Below are 16,809 nucleotides of genomic sequence, written 5' to 3'. Positions count from 1 at the left end.
GGCTACAACCCCTTGCTGGCGCGGTGGGCCTGCGCCTCTTCGAGCATTGCCAGTTCGAAGCGCGGATGGTGCAGCCCGTCAGGCGTTATCACCTCTAGGCGGTGGGTCCGGAAGAGGCCGCCCAGGGTCCAGTCGCACGGCAATCCATCTGGCTGCCGCCGTGGCCCTGCTGCCCCGGTAAATCGACCGATGCAGGAGAAGCCGAGATACCGTTCCACCGCATCAAAATCCGGACCAGCGTCTGCGGCGATCAGCTCGCGCGCGGTTTGAAGGGTTGCGCACATGGGGCATTTGAAGACGATCACTTCGGCGCTTTTTGCCTGTGCCTTGCAGGCGGCGTGGAACTCGTCCAGAGTCATGGTGTTCATGCTGCGACCCTCTTTTCCTTTGCTTCCCGTGGCGTCCATGCCGACAGATCCGACACGTTGGCGCGGACGAGGGCCGCCGCAAGCGGCGGGCATACGCTGTTGCCGCACATCCGCACCTGTGCGTGCTTGGGAAGCCGGCGGCCGTTGATGGTGGGGGCGATGATGTAGTCGCCCGGAAAGCCCTGGGCGGCGTACAGCTCGTGCGGCTCCAGCATTCGCATGCCTATGTCGGCGATGACATATTCCTGGCCGGCGACCGTCACCAGGCCGATGCGGTCCTTGGTGGGGATGGTGTGCATCGGGTCCCGGCAGTCCTGATCCTGGCCGCCTTCGCTGTAGTACTTCACCAGGAACGCGCGCACGTCAGCGACATGGCCGCCGCCGGCGGTCAGCGTTGGCATGGGCTCATCGGTGGCTTGGCCGAACTGGTTATTGCGCAGCTTCGCCAGGTGCGACGTCACGACGCAGGTGTCGGCCTTCGCCGTCAGTGTCTGCGCCGGCTCGCCAGCATCGCGCGGGCGGCTTTGCCCGGCCCGACCGCCGCAGCCGACCAGCTGCGCAGCGACCACCGCGTGGTGGTCCACGGTGGTGGCCGTGTGCATAGGCCCACCCAGCGGCAGGCCGGGCCCGTCATAGTTGCCGCCATAGTGCTTGGCCAGGAAGGCGGAAACCAGGGCATGCTTCCGGCCCTGCGCAGTGACGGTGCCGAGCGGCTTGTGCAGGTCCAGGCACCGAGGCGCTTGGCCCGGCCGTTCGCCGAAACCTGCCTGCACCAGCGTTGGAGCAACGATGCCGGTGCCGTGCTTCCCGGTCAGCGTAGCGATCGGAGCATCAAGCGGCCGGCCTCGGAAATCGTCGCCCCCGTGGTTTACCTTAACGAGGCTGGGTGCCACGATCCCGACCGCATGCGGCGCGCCAGCGGGATTCTCCTTGGGACCCGCCGTAATGGTCGGCATCGGCTCGCCTAGGGCGGCCCCGGTCGATCCGGTCCGGAACTTCGTGATGTGGGGCACAACCACGTGCCGATGGTTTTCCGTCGTCAGCGCGCCAAACGGGCGGTTCGCCGGCACGGGCTTGCCCGAATAAACCGGACCGCCGGCGCCGACGATGAAAGGCTGCGCCGCGTCGATCACATAGCGTCGGATCCCCCGCGCGATTCGCCTCAGGGTGGCCTCGGCAAGGGGGCGCTGGCGCTCGAAGATCGACGGGCAGGGGATAGACCAGTCGATGCAGTCAGCCGCGGTGCGCCACGGCTTGCGTTGACCGGCCTGCACCTCGGGAGACGTGGGCGCGCCGTGCGTCGGCTCAGGCCATACGATCGGCTGACCATCGCATCGGGCGATCAGAAACAGGCGCTTGCGGATGGTCGGCGCGCCGTAGTCGCAGGCGCGCAGCTCGCGGTGTTCGACGGCGTACCCCTTCTCCTGCAGCTGGTGGATGAAGGACCGGAAGGTCTGGCCCTTACGCGCCGGGCAGGGCTGGCCGCTTTCCAGCAAGGGGCCCCAGGTCCGGAATTCCTCGACGTTCTCCAGCATGATGACGCGCGGGCGCACCAGCGCGGCCCAGCGCAGAACAATCCAGGCCAGGCCGCGTATGCGCTTGTCGCGGGGCTTGCCGCCCTTGGCTTTACTGAAATGCTTGCAGTCGGGGCTGAACCACGCCAGCCCGACCGGTCGGCCTTGGGTCGCCTCCACTGGATCCACGTCCCACACCGATTCGCAGTAGTGCCGCGTCTGCGGGTGGTTGATCTCGTGCATCGCCACGGCTTCGGGGTCGTGGTTGATTGCGATATCTACGCAGCGGCCAAGGGCCATTTCGATGCCGGTGGATGCTCCGCCGCCGCCGGCGAAGTTGTCCACGAGAATCTCCGGGTGAACGTCCAAGACGAACTGGTTGCGGATCATGCTACGTCCTTCATGAAGGTGATCCAGTGTGTATCGACGCGCTTGCCCGACTTGTGCCCAAAAAGAGGCCTCGCCATGGCCAGCGGCAAAATCTTGCTCACTGGGATCTGGGTTTCGTTCCATTTGAAAATTAGGAGGCCTTCGGGCTTGAGGACGCGGAAGCATTCGGCGAATCCGCGGCGCAGGTCGTCCTGCCAGTCATCGCCCAGCAGTCCGTACTTGGCCCGCAGCCAGCTATCCCGGCCGGCCCGGCGAAGGTGAGGCGGATCGAACACCACCAGGCGGAACGATTCATCGGCGAACGGCATCGCGCGGAAGTCCATGTTCAGATCCGGCGTGATGTTGAACGCGCGGCCGTCGCATAGGGTGTGCTGCTCGCTGCGGATGTCGCCGAATAGGACCCCCTGGTGCTGAGGGTCGAACCAGAAGCTGCGGCCGCCGCAGCAGGGGTCAAGGATGGCGGCGGTCATGCTGCGATCCTCCGATGTTGCTCGCGGCGCCGCTTCTCGGCGTAGGCCTTCCATTCGGCTTGAATCTCCTGATGCTGCTCCCAGCTCAAGCCGGGAAAAGGCCATGCCTCATAGGTCAGTTGTTCCGCGGACTTCGGCTGCTGTGGCTGTTGGTCGAATAGGGCGAGCTGGTCCACGTCAATCCTCCTGGCCCGGAAACGGCACATCGCGGCCCGGGTTCTCGTGCTTCCTGCCGCTGTTGCGGGACATGGCGGGGGAGCAGTACGATCGGCGGTTACGCAAAGGGGAGAACCATGGCCAAACCGGTAATCACACCGCAGCAGTTCATCGCCGAAGCAAATAAGCGGCTTCCGGCTAACGTGCAGTTGTTCCTGACACCGCGAGGCGCCACAATCGAGACGGCGACTGGGTACGACTGGACCAATCGAGACAGCCTTAACGCCGTCACTGCGGTCAAATTGGTGGTAGACCAGTTGGCCGAGCAATACGAGGTCCACCCGGCCTTGACCGTGGGCGGAGGATAGGGCAAAGGAGTTCTGTGGTAGGGCATTCATGCCTCGACCCTCCTAAACTCCACTACCCACACCCAGGGATTGGCGTTCCAGGACCGCGGTCCGTTGATGTCCAGCCAGAGGCTGCGAAAGTCATCGAGCGAAGACGAGTGGGGAGAGCTGCACCCGCACGGCTCAGGCTCGCTGCAGCTTAGGCAACCCCGAGCCAGTATGCCCTCGGCGCGCGCGTCGGCTGCGGTTATCTGCTGCAACCGTTCCACGCGCACGCCGGTAATCTCGAGGGTGATGCGGCTTGCGGCGCGGAGCATGTGGATAGAAGGAATCCACTTTTCCCCTGGGCTCAATTCGTGGCCATCCGCTGCGAAGGCTGCAACGTGCGAAAAGACACGTGGGCCCGTGGGATCTTCTGGGTTGATACGCCACGAGTTGAGGTGCGTTTCTCGCACCCAGAGCCGGTCGCCGATCTTCCCGTACCAGCTATTTCGATACTCCCCACGATTGATCTCGCCGGCCAGCTCGCACGGTGCCAGCGCGCAGCCGATATCGCGGTCCTTCGCGGGCTTCACAACACGGCGCGTCTGGGTCTTTGTGCCGGCCAAGATTGCCCGAACCATGGGAGCACTGAACAGGATGGGACGCTCGCGCATGGCTATACCCCCTCTTGCACGTTTGCGTCTTCGATTCGGTCCAGACGCTTCATCGCAAGGTATAGGTCAGTAACACTCAACCGGCCGAGCAGGGAGTCCATCGAATTGATGGCAACGCGAATCGGCGCCGACTCGTGCTCGGACAGCTTCAGTCCGGCCTCGACTTTGCGCATCACTTGGTTTAGCGCAGAAGCCCCGCCCGCGATCAGCCTTGCCTCTTGCTGATGCCGAAAGTCGTTTTCGAGCGCCAAGCCCACAACGTTGAAGATTCGCGCCAGGTTGTTGAACGCCTCGCTGTTGGGTTGGTTATCGAGGCACCACAGCGAGGTGTGCAGCAGCATGGAGAACTCGTCGCGGAGCGGCGCGCATACTGGGATGCGCTTAAGCATTGCCCTGTGTCGCCGGGCTTGGCGGTGGCGGTTGCTCATGGTGCGTCCTGGGCGGTGGCAGCAAAGCGGGGCAGGGTGGGCTCTAGCCCCAGCACCCAACGAAGGGCGTGCAACGACTCACCAGTCGAGCCTTCGATCGCTTGTGTGATTTCCTTCTTGGTGCGTGCCTTTGGCTTGTTGCTGTCGATGACCTTGGCCTGGCGTCGTGCCCGCTCGTGGGGCTTGACTCCTTCGCCAGCCGCGATTAGTTCGGCGACTTTTGCGCGCTGTACCTCGGGCGACATCCGCGCGAGTGCTTTGGCATGGGCCAGCCGGATCTTGCCGGCGTCGACGGCGTTCTGGACGGCGGCGCAGCATTCAAGCAGCTGAAGCGACTCGCGGACGGTCTGTGGTTTGACGCCGAAAAGAATCGCGATATCCTCTTCGGACCGGCCGAGGGATAGTTGTCTTGCCATCTTTTCCGCGCGCGAGATAGGTGTTTCCTGCTGGCGGATAGCGTTTTCGCTGGCAGTTGCAGCGGACAGCACGAGGGCGCGTTCCCGGAGACTCAATTTGCGGACAAAGCCCGGGATCAGCCGCATCGCCTCTCCGCGCTCTCGACGTCGGCGGTTCGCCTCACGGCAATTCTTCACCCGCTGCCGGCCAGTCACGACCTCGATCTCTCCGGTTTCCGGATTTTTGGTGACTTCGATCGGTACCAGGACGCCCTGATAGTCGATATTGCGCACCATGTTCTCATCGAGCGGCAGGTGCACGCGCGAGTCGTACAGTGGATTGGACTCGTCCGTGACAAGCACGAGCTCGTCAGGATCGAATGAGAGTAGGTTGCCTTTGCCCTTGGCGCCGTAGGCATCAATGCTGTTCTTTGCCATGAATTTCCTCTCGCTATTTATCGAGATAAGGTAGTGATTCACCGAGGTCGGTGTTGCCGGGGATGCTGCTGGCTATAGACTTGATGGGAGGCTGGCATGCCGCAGCCCTCGCCCCATTCAAGCGGAGCGCATTCGAAAGGGTGAGCTGGGTATGAGGGTGCGGACGGCGCGGCGGAACCACTTGAAGGGGGGCGTCCGGAGGGGCCGACCGCCTTTGTGCCTGGCGGGCTTGAGCCGCATTGCGTCTGGCGTGAGCTTGCTTCCAACGACCGTATGCGCCGGTCGGGGTCGTCGCCTTCCCGCTGATCCCATGCCCGATGCAGGTCCAAACCTTTCCCGTGTTCTCGAGCTCGACGGTGAATCCATCCGCATGCGCGCGGGCGAGAGCAGTCTGAGCAAGTGCCTGGGGCCCGCCGTTCTCATTGACGTAGATGTTTCTCGCACGGTGCGCCGTGATGCCAATCGCCGCGGCAATTTCTGGGAATGTCTGCCCCTCCTCACGGCGGCGCACGATATCGGCGTTGCGGTCTGCCTTACGCGTGCTCATGGTTGCGCCTGGGGACTCGGTGCGGTCGGGCGGCCACGCGTCCACAAGTCATGGACTTCGCGCATGAGTGCTGCAATGTCGCCGTCGTTATGTACGACATGGGCCGGCGATATCGCTTCAAGTTCGATCTCGCTGCGATGATTACCTGGGATTTGATCGGCGACAGCGCGACGGACGCGCCACACCTCGCCCCCCATATGCTTGATGAATGACGCTTCGTTCGAAAAGCGCACGTCGGTGACGACTATCCGGCGTACGCCCCGCCGCATCAGTGCATCGATGGCGTCATGGGCCAGCAGAGTCCAGTATTCTTCGCCATCCAAGGCGCGCCGGTACTCAGTCGCCCACCACCGCATGATCTGGCGGGGAGACCGCGGTGCGGATATGCACACACCGGCGGATGCCATCAGGTGGATGAATCGCGCATCGTCGGACCGGCCGATGGCCAATGCATGTGTGAGCTGCTCTTTTGTGATCCGGTTGCTGAGATCGCGGGGGTCTACACCGAACGAACGCGAAATTTCAGCCCGCAATGCATCGGCGAATGCGATCTTCGAAAAGCCGTAGGCGGCTGCCATGAGGTCGGCGCATGTGTCCTTGCCGGCGCCCGCGCGCCCGCATAGTCCAATCAGCCGAAAGCCATTGCGGGTTGAGGTCATTGGCCGAGCGTCCCGAAGAGCGGGGTGATACCCGTTTTTTCCCCGATCTGAGCCAGAACTTCGTCCACCGCATGGTCAACCAGCCGGTCTGGGCGGACCAGGTCATACCAGAGCGCCAGGGTGCCGGAGGCTTGGCGATATCGGAGCTTCGCTTCAAGCGGATAAGCGTCGCCGCGCCAGAATGGAGCCAGGCCCAGGCGGAACCGCTCGAAGGCCTGCATGCGAGTCACTGTCGCATCGTCGTCCTTGTCGGTGTACTCCAGCTGTATGCCGCCTGACTGCAGCCGAACATTGGACCGGATGCGCTTGTCCGATGACGCCTCAAATGCCAGCGCCATCTGCAACATTTCTCCCCCGGTTGGGAATCCGGCGCCGCCATCGGTGTCCGAGCCGGCGAAGCAGTGGATGTTGTCCTCGATAAACGAGGCGAACTCGACCTGGGACATCTTCTCGCCGTTCTTTCCCATCCAGGTCTTCCATTCGGGGCTGGCGGCGGGCGTGAACACTGCACGGAAGTCCTGCCACCCGGGGCTGGTGTCCGGGGCCCCGAACTCATGGTCATTGAATACGGCGGTGACGATAAGCGGAGTAGCCGCGTTCGCGGCATCCACCTTGACGTAGATCTGGGTCTGCGGCTCCTTGTGCTGCAGGACGTACTGCACGAACGAGTCGACAGTCCGCAATTGAACCGTTCCCCGCTTACGTGGCGGCGTAGCTGCAAGTGCGGCTAGCGCGACGTCGGTTTCAAGGCGATAGCCGTGCGGGACCGCGAAAAGGCGGCCGAAGTCCGTCTCGGCAATTTCTTCGGGCCTTTGGGCCAGCCGCGCAGCAGTCTCGGCAATGTTGGGGTCGGCAATGGATGTCAATTCGCCGTTGGGGTTGGGCATTTACTGTCCTCCGATGGAGCGTAGGGTGGCGCTGCCGGCTTGCGGCGGCAGCTGCTTGAGATCGAGGGCTTGCTGTCGCGGATCGCTCGGCGATAGTCGGCCCTCGGGGGTGGGGTACATCAGGGTGGTGAGCGGTGCTTCTTCGGGCTCGACTGTCGTGATCTTGTCGAGGATCTCCAAGGCGCCCGAGCGGCTGACCTTCCTGATCGTCAGTTGCAGCGTCAGCTTTCCGGCTTTACCGGTAGCGTCCACTGCCTGCACGACTGAAGCGAGGCTGCTTTGCAGGTCGGCAAGGAGGCAGCCCGCGCGCAGGTGCCCCAGGGTTTCTTCGATGGTGGGCGAAGACATGGTGGTCCTTTTGAGAGAGGTAAATCAGTCGCTGTCGCCGGCCTGGGCGCGCTTGACGTCAAAGCGTGGCCGCAGAATGGTCGGGCGACGTTGAAGGTCGGGGAGCACAGCGGCAGTGTTTTGGAGCGCGATGCGAAGCGCGGGGAATCGAAGCGCCGCGTCCAGGTCGCCCGTGCATCGGGCGGCCCGCATGGCCTCTTGGAGCGCTTCGCGGGTGACCTGGGAGGACATCGTTATCTCCGCGCGGAGAGAACTGGCGCGTCGAATACCGGTGCGATGACGGAATCGCCATCGGCATTCATTGAAAGGCACCCGTATTGGCCGGTGGAAGCGCGTCGCCAGAGCGTTGCGTGCGTTCCGCAGCTGCGCGCCATCATTGACTCCCGCTTCTGGTCGTAGGCACGGAACAATTTGGCGTCCCGGGCGCCGACGACTTGCCCCGCAACGAAACTTGCGCCGACAAGTGCCGCGACGAGGAGCGCTAACCCGAGTTTGTGCGAGCCCATGGTCAGTTGCGCTCCTGACCCTGGCGGACCAACTCGTTGAAAGAGTGCGGAGCGCCTTGTGTGCTGGATGGGTCCGCGATGACGAGGAGCTTCGCGTAATGCGAGCGCTGCTCGCGGCGGCCTTCCAAGTAGGACTCCAGAGCAACCCTGTATTCGGGGACCGTGAGCACGCCGAAATGGCTGGCCGCCCAGCGTTCGAAGTCCTCGTGCTCGGAACTTTGGTCTGGACGGGTGGTTGCTGCGTTGTCGGTTGCTGTTTTCACGCCGTATCTCCATGTGCTGTGGTCAGGCGACATGGAAATAATACGGATGTATTTTTATTAGGTCAATACAAAAGTATTTTTAGCGGCCGTGGGTCCGTTGCCCTATGCGGTCAAGTCTTTGTCCAGAACTCGGGATTGGTCCAAATAACGCGGTCGCTCAGCCTCCACCAGCGGCCGAACCGCTGGGGCGGGGCGTCATGCCCTTTTGGCGGCGGCTATTCGCGCCAGTTTCAGGCGCACGATAGCCGCAATCTCCTCTCGGTCATCCGTAGATAACCCCGCGTAGTCCTCTGGCGTTATGTCCGCAGGAAATGGCCAGAATGGAGCCGTCTCCCCACGGCCCGTCTCTAGCCATTCTGGGCGTACACCCAGCACTGCGGCAATCCGTACCAGGTAGCGGGATCCTTCGTTCCGTCCCGCTTCTATATGTCCGATCGTGCCTTGTGACAGTCCGACGCGCTTAGCGAGGTCGCCTTGCGTCAAGCCTTTCGATTTGCGTGCCTCGCGGATTCGGTCGCCGATGGAGCTCATGTCCCGATTGTCGGGGACAGAGCTAATACATCGGTATTCAAGTTCCGGTTGCTGAGAAAAATACATAAGTATTAGAATGCGCCATGGACACGAAAGACGTCGTCGCGGAATTGCGCAGCCTGGGTAAGTCCCAGGCTGCGATTGCAGCAGAGTGCCAACTCTCCCAGGGCGCCATCTCGCACATAGAGACAGGGCGAAGGAAGGAGGTGCGGGCGAGTACGCACGCCAAGTTGATGGCGGCCCTGCGTAAAGCCCGGCAGGCGCATGCCGCTGGACTTGCCGCAAATAAACCTTAGCGGCCGCGGTTGTTCTGTTGCAGCGCATCGTAACCGCGCTGCTCATCAGTAAATACGTTCGGAGACAGTGCACATGAACATCCTCGATGCGGCGTACGCAACGGTCCACGACTACCCCGGTGGAAGCGAGTCACTCGGGCCGCGGGTGAACGTCTCTGCCGCGGTGCTACGCAACAAGGTCAACCCGAACAACGACACCCATCACCTTACGGTGGCCGAGGCGCAACGCATAGTCGGCGTCACAGGCGATATGCGAATGATTGAGGCCTGGGCCCGCGAGCATGGCCGCGTGGTGGTCAAGGTTCCAGGCGCAGACGAGTGCGTGTCGGACATGGATGTTTTGACCGAGGTCGTATCGATGAACGTGCAGGTAGGGCACTACATGCAGGCCATTCATGCGGCGCTTGCCGACGGAAAGGTCGACAAGGCGGAGATCGCCACGATCCGAGAGAAGGCGATGGAAACTCAAGCAGAGGTCGCGCGGCTGGTCGCTTGTCTCGAAGGGATGGCAGAATCGTGAGCGCTCCGCTGGTCAGTCCGAGAGAGCGAGTCGGAGGCAGGCCTCGCGGCACGCTCGGCCCCTTAGCACGCCAAATGCTCGATGCTATTGCTACTGATGGCAATACAGCGCTCGAGCTCGCACAGGCATTGCAGATCAGCGTTCGCGCGGCTCGGTACACCTGCTGCCGCCTGGAAGCCGCCGGCTTGCTGAGGGACGGCGGGCGAGTGCCCGTCGCAGGTGCTCGACGGCCCGCGATCCGCTATATGCGGCCCGACCCGCGTTTGCCCGGCATATCTTTGCCCGCCGGGTTCTTCACCGCATGACGGCCGATCTTTTCGGCGCGCCTGCGCCACTTCGCCAGCCCGCCGGCAGGAAGCCGGCGACGACAGACGATAAGCGCTGGGTGCCCCCGATCAATCGAATGGTGCAATTGCCGGGTGGCCCAGCCTTCTATCACGTGGGCAGTCGGGCGCTCACGCGCGACGAGCTGTACCGGCTGACGGATTTTCGCCGTGCTGAACGTGAACGCCCAAACGACGACATCATTGTCATTCTCGATTGCCATCACGAGCCAGCCAGGGTGTACCTGGTTGCGCTGCCAATAAATCATCCCTCTCGCCTCGGTGCAGACGGGCGCCCTGATCCTTTGCGTCAGCCATTCTGGAAGCACGGAGAAGTGCTGCATATCCGGCCAGCAGGCCGTGCACCTCCGTAACTGTATCGGTAGGAAGGGGCGAAGAGGCTGAATACGCGGTTACCCCTTCCGAAATGGCTCCAAACCGGTCCCGAGGAGCAGCGTGGGTGCGAAAGGCTAGAGCGCGGGAGGGGCGTCTGTACGGACGTCGACAGTCTGGCCGACCACGGGGGCGTACACCGCTCGTGGGCCCTTCTGCATACGGTCGGCTCCGGCGCGGCAATGCAACAGGTCGAGCGCGATGGGTAGGGGGTGCTCCGCCCATCGCACCGATCTCACCAGCACAGCAATCGACATTGAACCAATGGTGTATCAGGGACACGGGGTATCTCATGAACGTTCTAAAGCTCTTCCCAGATGAAAAATCCGCGCGGGCGAAGCAATCAGACCCGGCGCCGGCGCATTCGTTCGAGCAATTTTGGGCCGCATGGCCGCGCCGGACCGCGAAACGTGCGGCGCAGAAGGCCTGGGCGCGCATGACACCAGACGAGCAGGCGCAGGCCATGGAGGCGCTGCCGCAGCATGTCAGATACTGGCGCGTCACAGGAACCGAATCGCAGTACATCCCGCACCCGGCCACTTGGCTTAACGGGGCACGCTGGGAAGATGAAATCGAGTTGCCACAGAAGGCCGCGTCGGCACAACGAGAATCGGGCCCGGGCTGGTGGACGTCGCACTCGCTCATGGAACGAAAGGGGCGGGATGTCGGGGTGGGGCCTGCCCGCGCGGGCGAAACGACCGACCAGTACCGCGCCCGGATTCAGCAGGCCATCGAGGAACAGGTGCGCTTTGGCAAGGTGGCGTGATGCAGCGGATCGAGTGGGTGCACCGGCGATTCGAGCAGTGGGCGCTTTGGGCGCATGGAACCGGAGGAGCCTATGGCGCGGCCGCGATGTTTAACGTGAACCGCGTGGACCAGACAGATGACGTCCGCGCCGGCATGCGTAACACCGATCCCGCGTTCAATGCTGAAGCCTTGGAGACGGATCGCGCTGTTGCACAACTGCCCGACGATTTGAAGCGGGCCGTAATCGGCGCGTACGTCTGGGAAGGCGGCATGCAGGTCGTCGCGGAAAAGCTTAAGTGCACGCGCGCGACGCTGCACCGGCGACTGTGCTGTGCGGACAGGCGTGTTATCGAATGGATCGACGCCCGCCGGGCGAGGGAAGCGGAGCTTCGCAAGAGGGGGGTTTTTGCAACTTATACATGACCCCCCATAATCCGCTACATTCCTGCGGAGCCCGCGACCTGAGAGAGATTCAGGCGCGGGTTTTTCGTTTGGCAGTGCCCGTAGGCGCAATCGGCAGGGCTTCCCCATGAGCCCGAGTCCCCCGCTGTGGCCCGCAGTTGAATTGCGTCAGGGCTTCTAACATGCCAACTGCTCGTCCACGTCCTTGTCGACACCCGGGGTGTGGGGCATTGGTGCGCGGTGGTGGGCTTTGCCCTGTCCATGATGCCGCGCGCCAGCGATTGCAACGCGAGCAGGACCAAGCACGGGGCAGTGCGGCCGCACGTGGATACACGTCCCGGTGGCGGAAGGCAAGCCAGACTTTCCTCAAGCAAAACCCACTTTGCGTGCACTGTGCCGCAGCAGGTCGAATCGAAGAGGCGCGGCTGACGGACCATGTCGTGCCGCATCGTCTGGGCCAGGCACTGGACGCGGGCAATCAAGACCTCATCGCGGTGGCGCAGCGCCTCTTCTGGGACACGTCGAACTGGCAGGGCCTGTGCTGGTCTTGTCACTCGATCAAGACGGCGCGGGAGGACGGCGGCTTCGGGCATCCGGCCCTGCGGCGTCATGGCTATTGATGGCCAGGCAGGCGGGACACGGCGGTGCACGTACGGTAGGGGGGTTGAAAGTTCGCGAGTTCGCGACTGAGACCGTCTGCCAAGCTGCGAATTTATGGCGACAGATTTTAGGAGGGGGGGGGTCAAACGGACCTCCTCGGATGAATAGGCGTGAGGCGTACCTCCTGCGCTGAGCGCGGTAGAGGCACACATGAACGGCAATCCTCCGAATCTGACCGTGATACCGGGCGGCGGCGGAAAGTCGCCGGCGGCGTCGGTCACCCAGGTTCGGTCACCGGACCGTCCGCCCGGCGACCTGACTGCAGACGAGATCAAAGTTTGGGACTACATCTGCGCCCAGCTGCGTGAAGCAGGGATCGAGCACACGACGTTTGGCTTGGCCGCCGTGATCGTGTGCAAGCTGTACGTGGATTGGCTTCGCGCGACGGCCGAGCTCGAAGAGATAAAGGTTGAACAGGGCGGCTCGTACATGGTCAAGACCCCCAACGGCTACGAGCAGCCGCACCAGGCCTTCTATGTCGCGCGAGATCTGCGCAAAGAACTGCTTACCTACCTACCGGAATGCTGCCTGACGATTCCATCCTTCGCGAACGTCCGAAGCAAGCTGGGCGGCGGCGGGCAGCTAGATCTGCCGTTCGCCGCCCTGGTGGACCACGCGAGCGCGGATCGAAAAAGCTACTCGAACGGGTAACCCCGCTTGCGATCCACGTCTGGGACACCGACTACGGTTTGCCGGTTCTGCGAGGCGAAATCCTGGTCGGGCGGCTGACGTACCTGGCGGTTGCTCGGCATTATCAGGACCTGTTGGACGGACCAGCGCGAGGGCTGGAGTTCAGCCCGGGACATGCCAGGCACGTCATCGACTTTATCGAGCAGCATTTCATCCATATCCGTGGGCCACTCGCTCGGAAGCCAGTCCTGCTGGACCCGTGGCAGAAGTTCTGGACCGCGGTGCTGTATGGGTGGATCAAGGCGGACACCGGGCTGCGCCGATTCAACACTGCGTATGAGGAAGTCGCACGGAAAAATGGGAAGAGCACGTGGAAGGCACCCCAGGCCGTCTACCTCTTCATGATGGACGGCGAAGTGGGCGCCGAGGTGTACACCATTGCCACGACGCGAGATCAGGCCATGGCGATCTTCAAGCCGGCGCTGGACAACGTGAAGCGCTGGGCACGTCAGTCGCCCGGTATTGCAAAGAGCTTCAAGATCCACGACGGGAAAAACCAGGAACAGATCACCTTCGATTCGTCTGAGCTGCGCCCCCTGCCTGCGAACGCCGATGCACTGGACGGCAAGAATCCGCACGCCACATTCGTCGATGAGCTGCACGCGCATAAGACGCCGGAAGTGTGGGAAGTCATGGAAAGCGCCCGCGGCTCACGTAGTCAGCCCTTGCAGTCTGCGATAACCACGGCTGGCTTCATCCTGGACGGTGTCTGCATGGATGTTCGGAGCTACCTGGTCAGCCTGCTCGAAGGAAGGCGCCAAGACGACTCGTTCTTTGGGTACATCTACACGCTGGACGAGGGCGATGATCCACTGGCGGAGCGCAACTGGCCCAAGGCGAACCCGGGGCTGGGGCTATCGAAGACGTGGGAGTACATGCGTTCGATGGCGAGGAAGGCAGCCGCACTTCCCAGCGCGATGGCGAACTTCAAGACCAAGGATTTGAATATCTGGTGCAACGACGCCGAGGGTTGGATCGACCTGGACGTGTGGGACAAGGGCGGCAAGAGATTCGACCCGCTCGAACTGCGGGGCCGGCGGTGCTTTGGGGGTATGGACCTGTCAGCGACCCGTGACCTGACGGCGCTGTCTTTGGTGTTTCCTCCAAATGACGAGGACCCGCACTGGTATCTCCTGGCCTGGGTCTACTGCCCGCGCGCAAAGGTGACCGAGCAATCGAAGGACGACGCGACTCCCTACGAGAAGTGGGAGCGCAGCGGGCACTTGACGGTGACGGAGGGTGATATCACGGACTACGTGCCAATGCGAGACCAGATTCTTGCCATCCGAAACTTGTACGACCTGGTGGAGATGGCCTACGACAAGTGGAACGCGACGCATCTGGTCAACGAATTGGACGAAGAAGGCGTACCGCTCGTGGAGGTGCCGCAAAACACGGCAGGCATGTATCCAGGATCGAAACGGCTGGAAGAGCTGGTGTACGGAAAGCGGCTGCGGCATGGAGGTAATCCGGTGTTGCGCAGCGCTGCGGCCAATGTGTCGCTGCTGTACGACACGAATGGCAACTTCAGGCCGGATAAGAAGAAATCCAGCCCGCGGGGCCGGATCGATCCGATCGTGGCAACTGTGTTGGCGCTGAGCCGCGCCGCTGTCTATGTCCATGAGGACTTGGACGGCTTTGTAAACGATCCTGTCATGGTGGGCGTCTGATGACACAAAAGAATCCGGGCCGGCTGAAGTCGGCCCTCATCAATTGGCTCGGAATTCCGATTCAGTTGACCACAAGCGAATTTTGGCAGGAATGGGTCGGGTCGTCGTCCAGCGGAAAGACTGTGTCCGAACGGACCGCAATGCAGATTTCCACCGTGTGGGCATGTGTCAGGCTCATCTCCGAGACGGTCCCCACGCTGCCTTTGAAGATCTACCGTCGCAGGCCGGACGGCTCCCGCGAGATTGCAACGGACCATCCGCTGTATCGAGTGCTGTGCAGGGCCCCAAACAAGGAGATGACGCCGTTTCGCTTCATGCTCATGATCGTGGCTTCGCTTTGCCTTAGGCACAACGCGTTCGTAGAGAAAGTTCGCATTGGTCGAAAGATCGTCTCGCTGGTGCCGCTGCTTCCTCAGTGCGTCACGGTCAAGCGCCTCAGCACCGGCGCCCTAGAGTACACGTACACCGAACCCGGCAAAGCGGAGCGGAAATTGGCCGAGGACGATGTGATGCATATCCGTGGCTTCGGCTTGGACGGCGTGTGTGGCGCTGATCCGCTGCGATTCGGCCGGGACGTCATCGGCTCGGCGATCGCGGCAGACGAGGCGGCAAGCGTAGTGTTTGCGAATGGCTTACAGACGGCGGGTGTGCTCACCCATGAGGCCGGTCTGCTGAAGCCAGCGCAACGCGACGAGCTACGGAAAAACCTCAAGGAGTTCGCGGGAAGCAAGAACGCGGGGAAGATGATGATCCTGGAGGCTGGCCTGAAGTACCAGGGGATCAGCATGGATCCGGAAGCGGCCCAGATGCTGGAGACCCGCCGATTCAATGTTGAGGAGATCTGCCGATGGTTCAAGGTGCCACCCTATATGGTGGGGCACACCGACAAGCAAAGCTCCTGGGCTTCCAGCGTGGAAGGCATGAACCTGCTATTCCTGGTCCATTCGCTGGCGCCCATGCTGGAGAACATTGAACAAGAGGTGCAACGCTGCCTCTTGGGCGCGGACAACGACGAGTTCTATGCCGAATTCAACACGACGGGCCTGTTGCGCGCCGACAGCGCAGGTCGAGCTCAGTTCTACATCCATGCTTTGCAAAATGGCTGGATGAGCCGAAACGATGTTCGCAAATTGGAGAACCTGCCGCCGGTACCGGGTGGAGACATCCTGACGGTTCAGTCCAACCTTATTCCGCTGAATCAGGTTGGGGCCGACGTACCGCCAGCCCAGCAGGCCCAGGCCGCCCTACGTGCATGGCTACTTCAGGGCGACGAACGCGAAGACAAGGCCGCGTAGCGGTCGAGCCACAAGGAACCCCTTATGAAAATTACCCGACTGCCGGGACTGCCGGAGGCCGCGATGCGTCCAGGCGTGCACTGCGAGATATCGGAACAGGTGCTGGCGCGCTGGAATCCGAGCATACAAGCGGCCGACGCCACCACCGACAACACCATTTCGGTGTTGGATGTGATCGGCCAGGACTATTGGACCGGTGAGGGCGTGACGTCCAAGCGTATCGCGGCGGCATTGCGGACCATCGGGGCTGACAAGCCCGTCACCGTAAACGTCAACTCGCCCGGCGGCGATATGTTCGAGGGTGTGGCGATCTACAACATGCTCCGCGCCCACAAGGGCGAAGTTACCGTCCGGATCCTCGGCATGGCTGCTTCCGCGGCGTCCATCATCGCGATGGCTGGCGACATCATCGAGATCGGGCGTCCGTCGTTCTTCATGATCCACAACGCATGGATTGTGGCGATTGGAAACCGGAACGACCTGCGAGATGCGGCGGAGTGGTTGGAGCCATTCGACCGTGCAATGGCCGACGTCTATGTAGCGCGTACGGGCCAGGATATCGGGACGATTCAGGCGATGATGGACAAGGAAACCTGGATCGGCGGAAACGACGCCGTGGACCGCGGATTCGCCGACTCGCTGCTTGATACAGAAGAGATCCAGGAATCATCGTCCACGCGGGCTCAAGCGCATGCGGCCGCCCGACGGCTGGATGTTGCACTCGCCAAAGCGGGCATGCCCCGCACTGAGCGGCGCAAGCTGCTGCAAGAAATCAAGAGCGGTATGCCTGGCGCTACCGAAACGGGCACGCGTGACGCTGCCAATCCCGCAGCCGCTTTGGCTGCACCGATGGCTGACCTGGAGCTGGCGATGGCTCGGCTCAGGCTGGCGGCAACCCTTCGACCATAGG

The 16,809-nt window shown here is 62.4% G+C and carries 24 protein-coding genes; 10 read left to right on the top strand and 14 right to left on the bottom strand.

From position 1 onward, the window contains the following. Positions 1-2: 2 nt before the first annotated feature. From BAU07_RS19045 to BAU07_RS19030, 4 genes are read right to left on the bottom strand one after another with little or no spacing between them, the layout of a single operon-like run. Positions 3-368 (bottom strand): VVA0879 family protein, encoded by a 366-nt coding sequence (locus tag BAU07_RS19045; protein WP_066660935.1) that lies wholly within the window; start codon positions 366-368, stop codon positions 3-5. Further along, positions 365-2,272, bottom strand: coding sequence for a DNA cytosine methyltransferase (locus BAU07_RS19040; protein WP_066660933.1), 1,908 nt, complete (start codon positions 2,270-2,272; stop codon positions 365-367). The genes BAU07_RS19045 and BAU07_RS19040 overlap by 4 nt, the downstream gene beginning before the upstream one ends. Further along, positions 2,269-2,742 (bottom strand): class I SAM-dependent methyltransferase, encoded by a 474-nt coding sequence (locus tag BAU07_RS19035; protein WP_066660931.1) that lies wholly within the window; start codon positions 2,740-2,742, stop codon positions 2,269-2,271. Before BAU07_RS19035 ends, BAU07_RS19040 begins: the two co-directional genes overlap by 4 nt. Beyond that, positions 2,739-2,918 (bottom strand): hypothetical protein, encoded by a 180-nt coding sequence (locus BAU07_RS19030; RefSeq protein WP_157122338.1) that lies wholly within the window; start codon positions 2,916-2,918, stop codon positions 2,739-2,741. Before BAU07_RS19030 ends, BAU07_RS19035 begins: the two co-directional genes overlap by 4 nt. A gap of 117 nt (positions 2,919-3,035) precedes the next feature. Between BAU07_RS19030 and BAU07_RS19025 the strand changes: the two genes are divergently transcribed. After that, complete coding sequence (locus BAU07_RS19025) at positions 3,036-3,266, top strand: hypothetical protein (protein WP_066660927.1); 231 nt, start codon at positions 3,036-3,038, stop codon at positions 3,264-3,266. Between the two features lie 26 nt (positions 3,267-3,292). On the opposite strand, the gene BAU07_RS19020 is transcribed toward BAU07_RS19025, so the two are convergent. The 9 genes from BAU07_RS19020 to BAU07_RS27820 all read right to left on the bottom strand — a co-directional run bounded on the left by BAU07_RS19020 (position 3,293) and on the right by BAU07_RS27820 (position 8,903). Further along, positions 3,293-3,901, bottom strand: coding sequence for an ASCH domain-containing protein (locus tag BAU07_RS19020; protein WP_066660925.1), 609 nt, complete (start codon positions 3,899-3,901; stop codon positions 3,293-3,295). A 2-nt stretch (positions 3,902-3,903) separates the two neighbouring features. Then, entirely contained in the window at positions 3,904-4,242 is a 339-nt protein-coding gene (locus BAU07_RS19015; protein WP_157122336.1) for a hypothetical protein, read from the bottom strand. An 83-nt stretch (positions 4,243-4,325) separates the two neighbouring features. Then, the gene (locus tag BAU07_RS19010; RefSeq protein ID WP_066660920.1) at positions 4,326-5,162 is read right to left on the bottom strand and encodes a ParB/RepB/Spo0J family partition protein; all 837 of its coding nucleotides are present in this window, start codon (positions 5,160-5,162) and stop codon (positions 4,326-4,328) included. 543 nt (positions 5,163-5,705) lie between these two features. Then, complete coding sequence (locus BAU07_RS19005; RefSeq protein WP_157122334.1) at positions 5,706-6,368, bottom strand: deoxynucleotide monophosphate kinase family protein; 663 nt, start codon at positions 6,366-6,368, stop codon at positions 5,706-5,708. Further along, entirely contained in the window at positions 6,365-7,255 is an 891-nt protein-coding gene (locus tag BAU07_RS19000) for a DUF2303 family protein (RefSeq protein ID WP_066660916.1), read from the bottom strand. Before BAU07_RS19000 ends, BAU07_RS19005 begins: the two co-directional genes overlap by 4 nt. Continuing rightward, positions 7,256-7,603: a hypothetical protein gene (locus BAU07_RS18995; RefSeq protein WP_066660914.1), complete on the bottom strand. Its 348-nt coding sequence runs from the start codon at positions 7,601-7,603 to the stop codon at positions 7,256-7,258. A gap of 24 nt (positions 7,604-7,627) precedes the next feature. Continuing rightward, positions 7,628-7,834: a hypothetical protein gene (locus tag BAU07_RS18990; RefSeq protein ID WP_066660912.1), complete on the bottom strand. Its 207-nt coding sequence runs from the start codon at positions 7,832-7,834 to the stop codon at positions 7,628-7,630. Between the two features lie 277 nt (positions 7,835-8,111). Then, positions 8,112-8,372 (bottom strand): hypothetical protein, encoded by a 261-nt coding sequence (locus BAU07_RS18980; RefSeq protein WP_066660908.1) that lies wholly within the window; start codon positions 8,370-8,372, stop codon positions 8,112-8,114. Positions 8,373-8,567: 195 nt separating this feature from the next. Continuing rightward, the gene (locus BAU07_RS27820) at positions 8,568-8,903 is read right to left on the bottom strand and encodes a helix-turn-helix domain-containing protein (protein WP_179283299.1); all 336 of its coding nucleotides are present in this window, start codon (positions 8,901-8,903) and stop codon (positions 8,568-8,570) included. An 83-nt stretch (positions 8,904-8,986) separates the two neighbouring features. Between BAU07_RS27820 and BAU07_RS27815 the strand changes: the two genes are divergently transcribed. Then, positions 8,987-9,199, top strand: coding sequence for a helix-turn-helix domain-containing protein (locus tag BAU07_RS27815; RefSeq protein ID WP_066660906.1), 213 nt, complete (start codon positions 8,987-8,989; stop codon positions 9,197-9,199). A 73-nt stretch (positions 9,200-9,272) separates the two neighbouring features. After that, positions 9,273-9,719 carry a phage regulatory CII family protein gene (locus BAU07_RS18970; RefSeq protein ID WP_066660905.1) on the top strand — a complete coding sequence of 149 codons (447 nt, stop codon included), beginning with the start codon at positions 9,273-9,275 and terminating at the stop codon, positions 9,717-9,719. Between the two features lie 241 nt (positions 9,720-9,960). Here BAU07_RS18970 and BAU07_RS18965 read toward each other — a convergent pair whose 3' ends face one another. Continuing rightward, entirely contained in the window at positions 9,961-10,311 is a 351-nt protein-coding gene (locus BAU07_RS18965) for a hypothetical protein (protein WP_157122332.1), read from the bottom strand. A 416-nt stretch (positions 10,312-10,727) separates the two neighbouring features. Between BAU07_RS18965 and BAU07_RS18955 the strand changes: the two genes are divergently transcribed. From BAU07_RS18955 to BAU07_RS18925, 7 genes are all read left to right on the top strand, one after another. Beyond that, entirely contained in the window at positions 10,728-11,201 is a 474-nt protein-coding gene (locus BAU07_RS18955; RefSeq protein ID WP_157122330.1) for a hypothetical protein, read from the top strand. Further along, complete coding sequence (locus BAU07_RS18950) at positions 11,198-11,605, top strand: hypothetical protein (protein WP_157122328.1); 408 nt, start codon at positions 11,198-11,200, stop codon at positions 11,603-11,605. The genes BAU07_RS18955 and BAU07_RS18950 overlap by 4 nt, the downstream gene beginning before the upstream one ends. Before the next feature lie 419 nt (positions 11,606-12,024). After that, complete coding sequence (locus tag BAU07_RS27590) at positions 12,025-12,204, top strand: HNH endonuclease (RefSeq protein WP_232338165.1); 180 nt, start codon at positions 12,025-12,027, stop codon at positions 12,202-12,204. 190 nt (positions 12,205-12,394) lie between these two features. Beyond that, on the top strand, positions 12,395-12,895 hold the full coding sequence (locus BAU07_RS27585; protein ID WP_084025865.1) for a P27 family phage terminase small subunit: 501 nt from the start codon (positions 12,395-12,397) through the stop codon (positions 12,893-12,895). Positions 12,896-12,933: 38 nt separating this feature from the next. Continuing rightward, a complete protein-coding gene (locus tag BAU07_RS18935) occupies positions 12,934-14,604 on the top strand; it encodes a terminase large subunit (RefSeq protein ID WP_232338164.1) in 1,671 nt (556 codons plus the stop codon). After that, entirely contained in the window at positions 14,604-15,899 is a 1,296-nt protein-coding gene (locus tag BAU07_RS18930; protein ID WP_066660891.1) for a phage portal protein, read from the top strand. The genes BAU07_RS18935 and BAU07_RS18930 overlap by 1 nt, the downstream gene beginning before the upstream one ends. 24 nt (positions 15,900-15,923) lie before the next feature. Beyond that, a complete protein-coding gene (locus BAU07_RS18925) occupies positions 15,924-16,808 on the top strand; it encodes a head maturation protease, ClpP-related (RefSeq protein ID WP_066660887.1) in 885 nt (294 codons plus the stop codon). The last annotated feature ends 1 nt before the right edge of the window (position 16,809 follow it).

It is taken from the genome of Bordetella flabilis (assembly GCF_001676725.1).
GTDB classification, from domain to species: domain Bacteria; phylum Pseudomonadota; class Gammaproteobacteria; order Burkholderiales; family Burkholderiaceae_B; genus Bordetella_C; species Bordetella_C flabilis.
This window is presented reverse-complemented; position numbering and strand designations above follow the sequence as displayed.

Excerpts from the sequence above, each read along its gene's own strand:
- BAU07_RS19045 (WP_066660935.1), bottom strand. The coding sequence starts at position 368 with ATGAACACCATGACTCTGGACGAGTTCCACGCCGCCTGCAAGGCACAG.
- BAU07_RS19040 (WP_066660933.1), bottom strand. The coding sequence starts at position 2,272 with ATGATCCGCAACCAGTTCGTCTTGGACGTTCACCCGGAGATTCTCGTG.
- BAU07_RS19035 (WP_066660931.1), bottom strand. The coding sequence starts at position 2,742 with ATGACCGCCGCCATCCTTGACCCCTGCTGCGGCGGCCGCAGCTTCTGG.
- BAU07_RS19025 (WP_066660927.1), top strand. The coding sequence starts at position 3,036 with ATGGCCAAACCGGTAATCACACCGCAGCAGTTCATCGCCGAAGCAAAT.
- BAU07_RS19020 (WP_066660925.1), bottom strand. The coding sequence starts at position 3,901 with ATGCGCGAGCGTCCCATCCTGTTCAGTGCTCCCATGGTTCGGGCAATC.
- BAU07_RS19015 (WP_157122336.1), bottom strand. The coding sequence starts at position 4,242 with ATGCTGCTGCACACCTCGCTGTGGTGCCTCGATAACCAACCCAACAGC.
- BAU07_RS19010 (WP_066660920.1), bottom strand. The coding sequence starts at position 5,162 with ATGGCAAAGAACAGCATTGATGCCTACGGCGCCAAGGGCAAAGGCAAC.
- BAU07_RS19005 (WP_157122334.1), bottom strand. The coding sequence starts at position 6,368 with ATGACCTCAACCCGCAATGGCTTTCGGCTGATTGGACTATGCGGGCGC.
- BAU07_RS19000 (WP_066660916.1), bottom strand. The coding sequence starts at position 7,255 with ATGCCCAACCCCAACGGCGAATTGACATCCATTGCCGACCCCAACATT.
- BAU07_RS18995 (WP_066660914.1), bottom strand. The coding sequence starts at position 7,603 with ATGTCTTCGCCCACCATCGAAGAAACCCTGGGGCACCTGCGCGCGGGC.
- BAU07_RS18990 (WP_066660912.1), bottom strand. The coding sequence starts at position 7,834 with ATGTCCTCCCAGGTCACCCGCGAAGCGCTCCAAGAGGCCATGCGGGCC.
- BAU07_RS27820 (WP_179283299.1), bottom strand. The coding sequence starts at position 8,903 with ATGAGCTCCATCGGCGACCGAATCCGCGAGGCACGCAAATCGAAAGGC.
- BAU07_RS27815 (WP_066660906.1), top strand. The coding sequence starts at position 8,987 with ATGGACACGAAAGACGTCGTCGCGGAATTGCGCAGCCTGGGTAAGTCC.
- BAU07_RS18970 (WP_066660905.1), top strand. The coding sequence starts at position 9,273 with ATGAACATCCTCGATGCGGCGTACGCAACGGTCCACGACTACCCCGGT.
- BAU07_RS18965 (WP_157122332.1), bottom strand. The coding sequence starts at position 10,311 with ATGATTTATTGGCAGCGCAACCAGGTACACCCTGGCTGGCTCGTGATG.
- BAU07_RS18955 (WP_157122330.1), top strand. The coding sequence starts at position 10,728 with ATGAACGTTCTAAAGCTCTTCCCAGATGAAAAATCCGCGCGGGCGAAG.
- BAU07_RS27585 (WP_084025865.1), top strand. The coding sequence starts at position 12,395 with ATGAACGGCAATCCTCCGAATCTGACCGTGATACCGGGCGGCGGCGGA.
- BAU07_RS18930 (WP_066660891.1), top strand. The coding sequence starts at position 14,604 with ATGACACAAAAGAATCCGGGCCGGCTGAAGTCGGCCCTCATCAATTGG.
- BAU07_RS18925 (WP_066660887.1), top strand. The coding sequence starts at position 15,924 with ATGAAAATTACCCGACTGCCGGGACTGCCGGAGGCCGCGATGCGTCCA.